The 13,078-nt window shown below is 48.3% G+C and carries 11 protein-coding genes, 2 tRNA genes and 1 other RNA gene; 13 read left to right on the top strand and 1 reads right to left on the bottom strand.

Annotation, left to right across the window (positions count from 1 at the left end; all coding sequences use genetic code 11):
• The first annotated feature begins 100 nt into the window (after window positions 1-100).
• The 5 genes from phnD (at window position 101) to AXX12_RS02220 (ending at window position 3,318) form a co-directional block, all read left to right on the top strand.
• Window positions 101-988: a phosphate/phosphite/phosphonate ABC transporter substrate-binding protein gene (phnD, locus tag AXX12_RS02240; RefSeq protein WP_066237556.1), complete on the top strand. Its 888-nt coding sequence runs from the start codon at window positions 101-103 to the stop codon at window positions 986-988.
• Between the two features lie 48 nt (window positions 989-1,036).
• Entirely contained in the window at window positions 1,037-1,801 is a 765-nt protein-coding gene (locus tag AXX12_RS02235) for a phosphonate ABC transporter ATP-binding protein (RefSeq protein WP_066237553.1), read from the top strand.
• Complete coding sequence (locus tag AXX12_RS02230) at window positions 1,798-2,643, top strand: PhnE/PtxC family ABC transporter permease (RefSeq protein WP_082816657.1); 846 nt, start codon at window positions 1,798-1,800, stop codon at window positions 2,641-2,643. The genes AXX12_RS02235 and AXX12_RS02230 overlap by 4 nt, the downstream gene beginning before the upstream one ends.
• 103 nt (window positions 2,644-2,746) lie before the next feature.
• A complete protein-coding gene (gene tadA / locus AXX12_RS02225; RefSeq protein ID WP_074431324.1) occupies window positions 2,747-3,211 on the top strand; it encodes a tRNA adenosine(34) deaminase TadA in 465 nt (154 codons plus the stop codon).
• Between the two features lie 18 nt (window positions 3,212-3,229).
• Window positions 3,230-3,318 (top strand) — tRNA-Ser (locus tag AXX12_RS02220).
• 368 nt (window positions 3,319-3,686) lie between these two features.
• Here the strand turns inward: AXX12_RS02220 and nifJ are convergent.
• On the bottom strand, window positions 3,687-7,196 hold the full coding sequence (gene nifJ, locus AXX12_RS02215; protein ID WP_066237551.1) for a pyruvate:ferredoxin (flavodoxin) oxidoreductase: 3,510 nt from the start codon (window positions 7,194-7,196) through the stop codon (window positions 3,687-3,689).
• A 302-nt stretch (window positions 7,197-7,498) separates the two neighbouring features.
• Here nifJ and AXX12_RS02210 point away from each other — a divergent pair.
• The 8 genes from AXX12_RS02210 (at window position 7,499) to AXX12_RS02175 (ending at window position 12,380) form a co-directional block, all read left to right on the top strand.
• Window positions 7,499-7,587: transfer RNA gene (locus AXX12_RS02210), tRNA-Ser, on the top strand.
• A gap of 35 nt (window positions 7,588-7,622) precedes the next feature.
• An RNA gene (ffs, locus tag AXX12_RS02205) (signal recognition particle sRNA small type) lies at window positions 7,623-7,722 on the top strand.
• A gap of 373 nt (window positions 7,723-8,095) precedes the next feature.
• Entirely contained in the window at window positions 8,096-9,742 is a 1,647-nt protein-coding gene (gene dnaX, locus AXX12_RS02200; protein ID WP_066237547.1) for a DNA polymerase III subunit gamma/tau, read from the top strand.
• Between the two features lie 14 nt (window positions 9,743-9,756).
• Window positions 9,757-10,092 carry a YbaB/EbfC family nucleoid-associated protein gene (locus AXX12_RS02195; RefSeq protein WP_066237546.1) on the top strand — a complete coding sequence of 112 codons (336 nt, stop codon included), beginning with the start codon at window positions 9,757-9,759 and terminating at the stop codon, window positions 10,090-10,092.
• Entirely contained in the window at window positions 10,092-10,691 is a 600-nt protein-coding gene (gene recR, locus AXX12_RS02190) for a recombination mediator RecR (protein WP_066237543.1), read from the top strand. Before AXX12_RS02195 ends, recR begins: the two co-directional genes overlap by 1 nt.
• A gap of 198 nt (window positions 10,692-10,889) precedes the next feature.
• On the top strand, window positions 10,890-11,180 hold the full coding sequence (locus AXX12_RS02185; RefSeq protein ID WP_066237540.1) for a YaaL family protein: 291 nt from the start codon (window positions 10,890-10,892) through the stop codon (window positions 11,178-11,180).
• 188 nt (window positions 11,181-11,368) lie between these two features.
• On the top strand, window positions 11,369-11,644 hold the full coding sequence (locus AXX12_RS02180; RefSeq protein ID WP_066237537.1) for a pro-sigmaK processing inhibitor BofA family protein: 276 nt from the start codon (window positions 11,369-11,371) through the stop codon (window positions 11,642-11,644).
• A 73-nt stretch (window positions 11,645-11,717) separates the two neighbouring features.
• Window positions 11,718-12,380: a hypothetical protein gene (locus AXX12_RS02175; protein WP_082816679.1), complete on the top strand. Its 663-nt coding sequence runs from the start codon at window positions 11,718-11,720 to the stop codon at window positions 12,378-12,380.
• Window positions 12,381-13,078: the final 698 nt, after the last annotated feature.

Genomic DNA, 13,078 nt, shown 5'->3' with positions numbered 1-13,078 from the left:
TTAGATTTTATCTATAAAAGTAATAGATTTTTTCTATTGACTATTTGCTGCTATCGCCATACACTAAATTAGTGAAAAAATAAAGAGTGAGGGATTTAGTTTGAACAAGAAGTTATTTACTGTATTACTATTTATAGTATTCGCCATTTTTGTACTCGCTGGCTGCGGCGGAACCGACGCGAAGAAAGCGGACAAAGCCAAACAAGAGGTGCTTAGAGTTGGGTTGGTTCCCAATCAAGCTCCTGACAAAATAAAAGCGCAATATGAGCCGTTTCGCAAATATTTGTCTGAGAAAATAAATATGCCGGTGGAATTGTTTGTTGCAACTGACTACGCAGGTGTTGTTGAGGCGATGGCCAATGATAAGCTCGATGTTGCGTATTTCGGTGGACTTACATATGTTCAAGCTAAGCAACGCGCAAAAATCCATCCCATCGTAACCGAAATTGACCAAGAAACGAATACCACGAAATACTATAGCTTAATTATCGCGCCGACTGAAAAAGATAGTAAATCAGTGGCAGAGCTTAAAGGTAAGGTATTCGCCTTTGGCGACATTAGCTCTACGTCAGGCTCGCTTTACCCACGGGTCATGTTGGATAAAGCGGGAATTAAGGTGCCGGATGATTTCAAGCATGTGGTGTATAGTGGCGGTCATGATGCCACTGCTCAAGCTGTTCAAAATGCAACAGTAGATGCCGGCGGTATCGAAGGTCGTATCTTAAATCGCCTTATCGCAAAGGGAACTGTGGATAAAGCGAAGATCAGAGTGCTTGAAAAACACTTGGTCGAAGGGTATCCTTGGGTTGTACGGGACAGCTTTGATAAACAGCTTGAAACCAAAATTGTTGACGCCTTCCTCACAATGCAGGACCCTACCGTACTTGAGCTCATGCGGGCGACAGCATTTGCCAAGGTAACGGATGCCAATTACGCTGAAGCCGAACGGGAAGCAAAACGTCTTGGTCTCTTAAACCCGAAAAAATAGGCAAGAAGGCAGGAGAGGTCTCCTGCCTTCTTTTTAAGGGTGATTAGTATGAAATTGGTTGTAGCAAACAATGTATCAAAAATATATTCGAATGGCCAGGGGCTGAAGTCGGCTTCCTTTACGATAAGCGAAGGGGAGTTTGTAGGCGTTGTCGGTCAAAGTGGAGTTGGTAAAACCACTCTTATGCGTTTGCTGTGTGGTGCAATCTTTCCGACAGGCGGCGGCCTTACTCTCTTTGGTATCGATATGAGTACGGTAACTCGGGGAGAACTGCGTAAACTACGCGGGCGAATAGCTACTGTTTATCAGAATCATAACGTTATACCCTGTTTGGATGTCAGACGTAATGTGATTCTTGGTCGCTTAGCGGGCGCCTCATGGTATGAAACAATCCGCCGTATGGCGATGCCTGCGAGGGAAACTGGCGAGATTCGAGAGATATTAGAGAAATTGAATATTGATGATAAGATTAGCGAACGTTGTCAGGAATTATCGGGTGGGCAACAGCAGCGAGTTGCTATAGCCAGAGCACTTTATAGCCAAGCAGATATTTTCCTTGCCGATGAGCCAATTGCTTCTGTCGACCCCACAACCGCCAGCCTGATATTGGTTAACTTTCAATCGCTAAAGCTGCAGGGTAAGACTGTGATAATGAATCTGCACCAACTCGATCATGCGATTAAGTATTGTGATCGTATTTTAATGCTTGAGCAAGGAAGTATCTGCTTTGACGGCCCGCCCGAGAAATTTGTTGAGAGTGCCGGGTATTCGCGGTTGGCCAGTACCGGGAGCAAGGAGGGATTGCCTCAATGACCGGTTGGTTAAATGGGTTGATTGCCATAGGGCTGCTGCTCAGCATCTTTTATAGCGGCTTAGATACGGGGGTATCCTTTGGGACGTTATTAGAGCCTAAAAATGTAAGAGCGGTGCAACGCTTTATTGCCGGCTTGTGGCCGATGGAAACAAGTCCGCCATTTCTATGGCAAATACTGAAGTTACTATGGGAAACAGTAGAGATTTCCCTTGTGTCGACAGCTCTCGCCATTGTATTTGCGTTACCTCTGTCGGTTGTTGCGATCCGGCCGCAGGGGGAAGAGTTTGATGTTCGGCGACTGGGGAAGCTTCAGTGGTCGTTACGGTGGCTAGTTTACTACTTTGTGCGTGCCCTGCTAGGCTTATTGCGGGGCATTCCAGAACTCATGTGGGCGCTCATATTTGTCGTTGCCGTTGGATTAGGTCCATTCCCGGGAATACTAGCGTTGGCTGCCCATAGTACTGGTATTCTCGGCAAACTGTATGGTGAGATGTTCGAAGCGGTGGATTTGCGGTTAGTAGAAACTGCTCGAGTAAGTGGTTGCAACCAGTTTCAAGAATTCCTATTTGTCCGTTTTCCCATGAGCTTATCGATCTTTCTTTCGTATACGCTTTTTCGCTGGGAATGTAACCTTCGTTCTGCTACTGTTCTGGGATTTGTGGGAGCCGGGGGTATCGGTACCCAGTTGATTATCAGTATGAAGCTGTTTATGTACCATGAAGTGTCAACTCTGATTTTCGCTATTCTATTGTTGGTTATAGCCATCGAGCTACTTGGGCAGTTCCTGCGAGTGAGAGTCCTACGTAGTGATACAGGTAAGGGTATTAGGGAAGGCAGATAAAACCTAGTGTCAAAACCTAGTTGCATAATGTGGCATGCGTGTGATAAAATATAATCTGCCGTTTGTATCTATCAATGTCGATGAAAACGATTGGTGTAGACAGATGAATGATGACAGCTACTTCATGGGGCTAGCTCTTGAGCAAGCCGAAAAGGCATATCAGCTAGGCGAAGTGCCAATTGGCGCTATTCTGACGCTTGATGGCGAAGTGATCGCCTCAGCTCACAACATGCGCGAGACTTGGCATGACGCGACGGCGCACGCTGAAATGATTGTTATCCGTCAGGCATGTGAGAAACTTAAACGTTGGCGTTTGACCGGAAGCACGCTTTATGTTACTATAGAACCGTGTCCCATGTGTGCTGGCGGGTTGGTAATGAGCCGGGTTGACCGCTTGGTATACGGCAGTGCTGATTATAAAGCGGGCGCTGTGGAGTCGGTGTTTAATGTGACTCAACATCAAGCACTTAACCATAGTCTGCAAGTAACCGCTGGGGTTCGTGCTGATGAATGCTCGGCGATTATGAAACAGTTTTTTCGTATGCGCCGCAAATCGCAACCAGAGTAAAAATGCATATTTACACTTGGAGGAGTATCGAAGTGGCTATAACGAGCCTGACTCGAAATCAGGTGACGGGCAACCGTCCGTGGGTTCGAATCCCACCTCCTCCGCCAAGAAAAACCCTCTGAAATTATTATAATTTCAGAGGGTTTTTCAATGAAATCCGCCTGCCGGCAGGTGAAATCGCTGAGCGGTGAAATACGGCAAAGCCGTATGAAATGCACTGCTGTGCATAAGAGTTGGCAGGCGGATTTCATTTCACAATTGCGGTTTGAACCGCAATATTTCACCATTTGCGCAGCAAATTATTTCATATCCGCAGGATATTTCATTTCAATCACTTCGCCCACGTCTCATAGAAGAAGGTGGAGGGATTAGTCGTCCATAGTGCCGCTAGTGGCGTTCGTGCTATCATATCCTGAGCTCTCTTAGAGAAATAGCCCTTATCGGTTTATCCGATAAGGGCTATTTTCGCTATGGACTAGGCTTCAGCTTTTGCCAGTCTCTTATACGAGGCCAGGCGTTCGGTAGCGTCTTTAGCAGTCTTGTCAAACAAGGCGTCTGCTTGCTCCGGATATTGCTTCTTGAGGGAAGAGTAGCGTACTTCGCCCATGAGAAATTCTTTGAAGTCGCTAGTCGGCTCTTTCGAATCCAGGCTAAAGGGGTTCTTGCCTTGATCTTTTAGAGTCGGATTGAAGCGATACATTGCCCAGTAGCCAGATTCGACAGCTTTTTTAGCTTCTAACTGGCTATTGCCCATACCGGCTTTTAGGCCGTGGTTGATGCAAGGCGAGTAGGCAATGATGAGGGATGGTCCTGGATATGCTTCTGCTTCGGCAATCGCTTTTAGGGCTTGGTTCTTGTCGGCGCCCATACAAATTTGCGCGACATAGACATAGCCGTAACTCATTGCCATCATGCCGAGATCTTTTTTCTTGGTGCGTTTACCGCTGGCGGCAAATTTGGCGATGGCTGCGGTCGGAGTAGCCTTCGAGGACTGACCGCCAGTATTGGAGTACACTTCAGTGTCAAATACGAAGATATTGACATCTTCGCCTGAGGCGAGAACATGGTCAACACCGCCGTAGCCGATGTCATAAGCCCAGCCGTCGCCGCCAAAAATCCAGTGGGAGCGTTTGACGAACAGGTCTTTTTTCTTGTAAATGGCGGACAATGCAGGGTTAGTAAGGTCTGCGGCTTCTAACAAAGCAACTAGCTTGTCAGCACGTTCACGGGTATTGACACTGTTGTCTTTGTTTGCCAGCCAATCTTCCAAACCGGCTTTTAGCTCGGCGCTAATGTCTAAGCTGCAAGCGGCTTGTATTTCTTCAGCCAGTGAATCACGGAGTTGTTTTACGCCCACAAACATACCAAGACCATATTCGGCATTGTCTTCAAACAATGAGTTTGCCCAGGAAGGACCATGGCCGCGGTGATTGGTGGTATACGGTGTGCTTGGTGCGCTAGCGCCCCAAATCGAGGTGCAACCAGTGGCATTGGCAATCATCATCCGGTCACCGAACAACTGAGTGATCAGCTTGGCATACGGCGTTTCGCCGCAACCGGCGCAAGCACCGGAGAATTCAAGCAACGGTTGTTCAAACTGGCTGCCCTTTACGGTTTGCTTATTCAATGGGTTGGCTTTCGGTGAAACCTGAACTGCATAGTCCCAGTGTGCAGTTCTCTCCAACTGGGTTGCAAGTGGTTTCATAACGAGTGCTTTTTGTTTGGCTGGGCACACTTGAGCACAGTTACCGCAGCCGGCGCAGTCAAGTGGGGAGACGGCGATATGGAAGGAAAGATCTTTAATGCCGACAGCCGGCTTAGTCACAAAGCCTTCAGGCGCGGCTTGCGCTTCGTCAGCATTCAGTAGTGCTGGGCGAATGGAGGCATGGGGGCAGACAAAGGCGCATTGGTTACACTGAATGCAATGCTCTGGCTGCCATTCCGGCACATCGATAGCAATGCCGCGTTTTTCGTAAGCGCTGGTACCACTGGGGAAGGTGCCGTCCTCCATGCCGGTGAAGGCGCTGACCGGCAGTTTATCGCCTTCCTGACGGTTCATCGGAACGAGGATATCAGCAATAAAGCCAGGAACATCAACCGTCGCAGCGGCTTGGTCTAGGGCTTCGCTCCAGGAAGCTGGTACGCTGATTTTGACAGCAGCGGAAACTCCTAAATCAATGGCGGCATTATTCATGGCGACAATCGCTTGGCCTTTATTGCCGTACGATTTCTCCACTGCATCCTTCAGGTATTTACTCGCGTCTGCTGCTGGGATAATCTGTGCTAGTGCGAAAAAGGCTGATTGCATAATCATATTGATCCGGCCGCCCAGACCAATCTCTTGGGCGATCTTTACGGCATCAATGGTGTAGAAGTTGATTTTTTTGTCAGCAATGTATCGCTTCATAGCGGCTGGTAGCTTTTCTTCCAGTTCTTCGCTGCTCCAAACGCAGTTTAGCAGGAAGGTTCCGCCTGTTTTCAAACCGTCGAGAACATTGTATTTGTCGACATAGGACTGGTTGTGGCAAGCGACAAAATCAGCCTTGTTGATCAAATACGGTGCTTTAATCGGTTGATTACCGAAACGTAGATGTGACACGGTGATGCCGCCTGATTTCTTGGAATCATAGGAAAAATAGGCCTGCGCATACATGTCGGTATGATCGCCAATGATTTTGATAGCGCTTTTATTGGCGCCAACCGTGCCGTCAGAGCCTAGTCCCCAGAATTTGCAGGACTTGGTTCCTTTAGGCGTGATGTCGATATCTTGCCCGTCGGCAAGCGATAGTCCGGTGACATCATCAACAATGCCAATCGTAAAGCCATTTTTAGGTTGCTCTAACTTCAGGTTGTCAAAGACAGCAAGAATTTGCGAAGGCAGTACTTCTTTCGAGCCCAAACCATAGCGTCCGCCGACGATGACCGGCCTGACGTCTTTTGTATAGAAGGCGCTCTGTACGTCCAGGTAAAGAGGCTCGCCGATTGCGCCTGGCTCTTTTGTCCGATCGAGAACGGCAATTTTTTTCACTGTCTGAGGAATATATTTGAAGAAGTGCTCCAGCGAGAAGGGGCGATAGAGATGAACCACTAACAGGCCAACTTTTTCTCCCTGCGCGTTCATGTAGCGGACAGTTTCTTCGATAGTGTCACAGACTGAGCCCATGGCAATGATGAGGCGCTCGGCATCTGGCGCGCCATAGTAATTGAACAAGTGGTATTCGCGACCGGTAAGCTTGCTGAGTTCGCCCATATATTCTTCGACCATGTCGGGAATGGCTTGATAGAAGCGGTTGCTAACTTCGCGTTCTTGGAAATAAATGTCCGGGTTTTGCGCTGTCCCACGGACAACAGGGTGATCCGGTGTTAAAGCGTTAGCTCGAAATGCTTCGAGTGCTTCCCGGTCAACAAGCTTGCCCAGCTCCTCATATTCTAATACTTCAATTTTTTGTACTTCGTGGGAAGTTCTAAAACCGTCAAAGAAATTGACAAAAGGTACTCGGCCTTTGATCGCGGATAAGTGAGCGACTGCACTTAAGTCCATAACTTCTTGCACGCTGCTCTCAGCGAGCATGGCAAATCCAGTTTGGCGGACAGCCATGACGTCTTGGTGGTCGCCGAAAATGCTGAGTGAGTTAGCGGCAAGCGCCCTGGCACTGACATGGAATACGCCAGGCAACAGTTCGCCGGCAATTTTGTACATATTGGGAATCATGAGCAACAGACCTTGCGAGGCTGTGTAAGTGCTTGTCAGCGCACCTGCCTGCAACGATCCGTGTACCGCTCCCGCGGCGCCTGCCTCTGACTGCATCTCGACGACCCGTACGGGATTGCCGAAGATGTTTTTCCGGCCTTGAGCAGACCACTCATCCACTCCTTCGGCCATTGGGGACGAAGGAGTGATGGGAAATATGGCAGCAACTTCGGTAAACGCATAGGATATATGCGCCGCAGCCGTATTGCCGTCCATGGTCTTAAGTTTTCTCATGATCGATACCTTCTTTCAAAATAGGATTGTGAATACAGTATACTTATTGATTCTCGATCAATCACAAATTGCCCTTCTTTAAATATAAGCAAATTTGTGAATTTCCTCCTTTTTTACGTATCTGATTGGAGCGGTGCTCCCTGCTTCTCCAAAACCGTCGCAACAGCTTGTCTTATAACGAAGTATGGTCAATTAGTATGTTTGTGGGAAATAATACATTCACCGTTCTATTGACAACGAGCCATTGGCACGGTATAATATTTTTTGTTCTGAGCAAGTAAATTCACTTGTTTGATACGTACGGAGAGATGTCCGAGCGGTTGAAGGAGCACGCCTGGAAAGCGTGTGTACTCAAAAGGTACCGAGGGTTCGAATCCCTCTCTCTCCGCCATATTTTCACAGTTTTTCGTGCCGGGCTACGGTAGGAGTTGGGTCTTGCGCAATGGGAACTCATGAACCCCGCCAGGTCCGGAAGGAAGCAACGGTAAGTGACAACTCTCATGTGCCGCGAGGGTGCCTGATTCTTACCGTAGCCCGACGCGAAAAGCCTAAAGAAGTTATTTAGCAGCCGATTGCAGGCTGCTTTTTTTGCATATACTAGAAAGTTTAAGCTTTTTAAAACGATAAAAGAGAATGTGATTGGCCGGTTAAAGTAACGCGAAGGGCGCTGCGCGCCTGCGGTTAAAGCGGGAACGAAGAAAAATATTATACGCATGTTATGCGCATCGTTCCCCTGCGGAACCCTCGCGCAGGCGCTATGCGCCCACTTTAACCGTTTTTGCGGCTAAAAAACGGTTCTTTCGTTTCTCAAAGATCGTGCGCGCCTTTTTCTTAACTACCCCGTCATTGGCAGGGAAATGACGGTTTTTGTGGAATATATCAGTTCGGGGGTGAACAGCATGTCCTATGTTGCGCTATATCGGCAATGGCGGCCGCAAGACTTTGAAAATTTGATCGGTCAGGATCATATTCGCGCTACTCTGACCAATGCCTTGTCGAGCGGCAAGATTGCACATGCGTATTTGTTTACCGGGCCGAGGGGAACAGGCAAGACCTCTACGGCGAAAATCCTCGCCAAGGCGCTAAATTGTATCCACGGGCCTACACCACAGCCTTGCAACCAGTGTCCTAACTGTGACAAAATTACTGCCGGGATATCAATGGATGTGCTCGAGGTTGATGCTGCATCCAACCGTGGTATTGATGAGATACGTGACTTGCGGGAGACAGTTAAGTTTGCGCCTGTCGATGGTCGTTACAAAGTATATATCATTGATGAAGTGCATATGTTAACCACCGAAGCCTTCAACGCATTGTTAAAAACATTAGAAGAGCCACCCGGTCATGTTGTATTCATTCTCGCGACCACAGAGCCGCACAAAATTCCTGCAACCATCCATTCGCGCTGTCAACGATACGATTTTCGGCGGATTGCTCTTTCGGAAATTGAGGCGCGCCTGGCTGCAGTCGCTAAAGGTAGTGGGCTCAATGTCGAACCGGAAGCACTAAAACTGGTAGCGGCTCACGCTGACGGCGGCATGCGGGATGCGCTCAGCATCCTTGATCAGTGTGCTGCGATTGGCGGCGACCGGGTGACAGTTGATGATGTACGGGGTACATTAGGTCTGGTCGGTCATGAATGGGTTTGGCGCTTAACTGATGCAATAGCGAACCGCAATACTATTGATGCGCTATTAACATTGGATGAATTAATCGGCCTAGGTAGGGATGTCAGACAAATTCTAACCGAACTGGTCCAACATGCTCGCAGCTTGTTGCTCCACCTGGCAGCGCCTGACTTGGCTCTTGAATCCTATACTGGCGACAAGGAGACTCTTAGCAGACAAGGTGAAGCTTTTGGTTATACGCGAGTCTCTGCCTGGATTTCATTGCTGCATGAGGCAATTAATGAAACCAAATGGTCGGCGGATCCACGAATTACGGCAGAAATGGCGCTTTTATCAGCTTGCCGGGAAGCTTCTGATGATATCCAAGCTATGTCTGAGCGGATTAGTCGCCTTGAGCAAGCACTTGCCGCGGGTACATCTATTCGGGTGAGTCAAAGTCCAAGCCTGACTCCAGTCTCCCCAGCCCAAGAAATACCCCAGCCTAAGCCTACCGCGCCAAAAGCGGCCATAAAGCAAACCCCAGTAGCGCCGGCTGCACCGGCTTCAGGCACCGCTCCTGCCAAGGGCGTTTGGGACGCTGTGCTGCGGGAATTGATTAATGGCGGGAAACGGATGGTCCATGCTTGTGTATCGCAGGGGCATCTGGAATCTTTGGATGATAAACTGGCTATTATACGCTTTTCCGTTCCCTTTTCGAAAGAACGCACAGAGAAAGATGATTATCGTGCCATCATTGAACAGGCTCTATTGAAGATAACCGGCCATTCGGTACATATTCAATGTATATTGAACGAAGAAAAGAGCCAAGCGGCTATTGTCGCGTCGACCCAGCCTAAGGCTATTGATGAACCGCCGCCTATCGTTAAGCAAGCGCAGGAGATATTTGGCGGAAAAGTAATAAAACTGGAAAAAGAATAAGGAGGCCTGATTATATGTTTGGCAATATGGGTGGTATGGGCAACATGAATCAAATGATGAAAAAGGTGCAAAAGCTGCAGGCTGAGATGGCTAAGACGCAGGAAGAATTGAAAAAACGCACATTGGAGTCCACCGCAGGCGGTGGCGCTGTCAAGGTTGTTATTAATGGTGAAAAACAGCTGCAGTCGATTAAAATTAACCCGAGTGCAGTGGATCCAGAGGATGTTGAAATGCTAGAGGATCTCGTATTGGCAGCTGTCAATGAAGCAATTAAAAAGGTTGATGACATGACGAACCAGGAGATGGGGAAACTGACCGGCGGTCTGAATCTGCCGCCCGGAATGCTGTAATGCAGCATGTCGCGCCTCTGGTCAAGCTGATTGAGCACTTCCGGCGATTGCCGGGAATTGGGCCGAAATCTGCTGCCAGGTTAGCCTATCATATACTAACTCTCGATTCTCAACAGGCAGAAGCGTTCGCGCAGTCGATTATCGAGGCGAAGACAAAAATCGGCTACTGCTCGCAGTGCTTTGCTCTTACAGATACCGATCCTTGTTACATATGCAAGGGAGAGAATCGCGACCGCTCCCTTATTTGCGTGGTAGAAGAGCCACAGGACGTGGCTGCAATGGAGCGAACCCGCGAATATAAGGGGCTGTATCACGTTCTGCACGGAGCCTTGTCTCCACTCGACGGCGTCGGACCGGATCAGATCAGAATTAAAGAGCTGCTAACCCGCATTCGTTTAGGCTCGGTTACCGAAATTATTCTTGCGACCAATCCTGACGTTGAGGGCGAAGCAACAGCCATGTATTTATCCAAATTGCTGAAACCACTTGGACTAATCGTGACTCGCATTGGTCACGGTCTCCCCATGGGCGGTGAACTGGAATTCGCCGATGAGGTAACACTTTCTAAAGCACTGGAAAATCGCCGAGAAATGGAATAATGTTTTCTTAAAGCGTATAGAAACTTTAGCCGCAGAGTGCACAGAGGGTGCGTAGAGTACACAAAGGGAACGTAGCCCTCTGTGGGATCCTCTGCGTAATCTGCGTACTCTGCGGTTAACGGTATTTCTTATTTTTTTGGTCTAAGTTTATGAACTTCTGTATATGGAAATACTAGCCATATATAGGAGGGATGGACGATGAAGGCCAAGTGGCTTGAACATTTAAATAGCTTGCTGAATCCGGAGAACTGGTTAGCGAATGATACGCTGCCGGTAGTCCATGAAGCAGACTTATCTGAAATTGTAGAAGCAGCCCGTCAAGACTGGCTGATGGCGCAGAGGTATTATGATAATGTCTCTGATCCTGATTTGGTCGATCATGCTGTCTATCAGATACAGGCGGCGGAAAAGAAATACGCCTATTTATTGAAAGAGGCTAGACGACAAGGGATTACTCACTCACCTTTTCCTACGCGTGACGATCGATGAAACGAAAATAAGGGCCATATAGTTGGCCCTTATTATTTTTTTTGGACGAATCGTCATACTTTCTGCCCCTTGTTACATAGAATTTGCATAAGTAACGCTGGTTTTCGCTGACAGAGATGTGTTTTCCAGGTACAATAGTTAGTAAGAAGAATGAATTAAAACTTCAAATCCTATTAGGAGGGGATTATATGCCAATCCTTCCAGATGTCAATGTAATCATCGCTTTCGCTTTTGGTCTGCTTCTGCTGTATATTATCGGCAGAGTTTTGTTGATGCCCATACGATTAGTGTTCAAGCTGATCTACAATGGGTTGATCGGCGGCGTCGTACTATGGCTACTGAATTGGGTGGGAGCCTATTTTGGCTTTACGATCGCAATCAATGCGGTTACCGCTTTGATTGTTGGCTTTCTTGGCCTACCGGGGGTTATCTTGTTAATTATTTTTAAACTATTTATTGCTTGATTCATTTGCTATACTATCGGTGAAGAAGGCGGACTACGTTTATGGGGACAAGGAGGGTGTAAATGTGACAGTGATAGCGCCAATTGTGGAAGCCTATGTTGGCGAATACGCCAGCGGCAAAAGCGAAAATGCAGTTAACCGGGCGATTGCACTGCATCGGACCGGACACGCAGTTACTCTTGTCGACTTGGATACAGTAGAGCCTTGTTATACCATTCGCCCCATCAAGCGTGAGTTAGAGGCCATGGGTCTTGATGTAGTCGCCTGGGAAACCCGCGATACAGTTGGTCTCGGTGAGGCAGGCAGTGTAATCATGGGATCTATGCGCTGGGTGCTCAGACGAAAGGGCAGCATTATTATGGATATTGGCTATGGTGTGCACGGCGCCCGTATCTTTAATCTTATCGAAGGCGCCGACGAAAATCCATACTTAAAAATTATTGCTGTCATTAATATGTCCAGGCCCTTTACCTCAACGGTTGAGAACATTCTCGAATATGTTTCTACCCTGGGAAGAGTTGATGCTCTCTTAAATAATACGCATTTGGCAGAAGAGACTACTGTTGATATTGTGCAAAAAGGGGCCCGGGGAATTGCCGAAGCAGCTCATCAGCTCGGACTGCCTATGATTGCTACCTCTGCAGTTACCGAGATTGCCGAACAGATTGGTGAGTACGATTGCATGGGGAATCCGGTGCGGAAGATTACACGGATTATGCCAAAAACCTTCTGGTAAGCGGGCGGGCTCTTCAAGCACGGGGGCCATCTGCGACGCGCATGGATGCGCTAGTGCCGAACGCGCCAAGGATGGCAATAGCGTTCGGCCGTTGGCACCCACAAGGGGTATGCCGCCAACTCCATTGAACAGGACGTTCAGGTGCCGCGAAGGCCATGGACGGCCGAGAGCGGCGAACGGCGCTAAAGCGCCGAGAGTTGCGCAATGACCCTGCGGGAGTTCGCTTGCCGTACCTGCGAATGTACTGATGCTATCAAGCTTTTGTTCTACAGGTCGCAAGTCAGTCTTATAGGTAACAAAGCCTGCGCTCGCTTCCTCGGGCCGCCTAGTGATGCTATTCAACCAGCTTGCATCAGGCGCATGACTAGTCTCGTAGGTAACAACACCTGGACCCTTCTGAACGCCCTTGGGAACGGGCTCTTCAACGGGTCGTCTGAACGCCAGAGGGAAGGCTTATTAACAAGTCGAGTTTTTTGAGGTAAAACCTCATTATGCCGTTGACATGCCTTTCGAGGCGTGGTACTATATAAAAGTCGCTTAACCATAATGACTTGCTCATAATGGCGGCGATATAAAAAACAAAATATATGTTGACAAACGATTTTTGTTATGTTAACATATATAAGCGTCGCCGGTAACGGCAACGGCGGTTGGAAGCAGCGGAGCTGCTGGCAACCGAAGCTCCTTGAAAACTGAAC

The organism is Anaerosporomusa subterranea (assembly GCF_001611555.1).
GTDB lineage: Bacteria > Bacillota > Negativicutes > Sporomusales > Acetonemataceae > Anaerosporomusa > Anaerosporomusa subterranea.
This window is presented reverse-complemented; position numbering and strand designations above follow the sequence as displayed.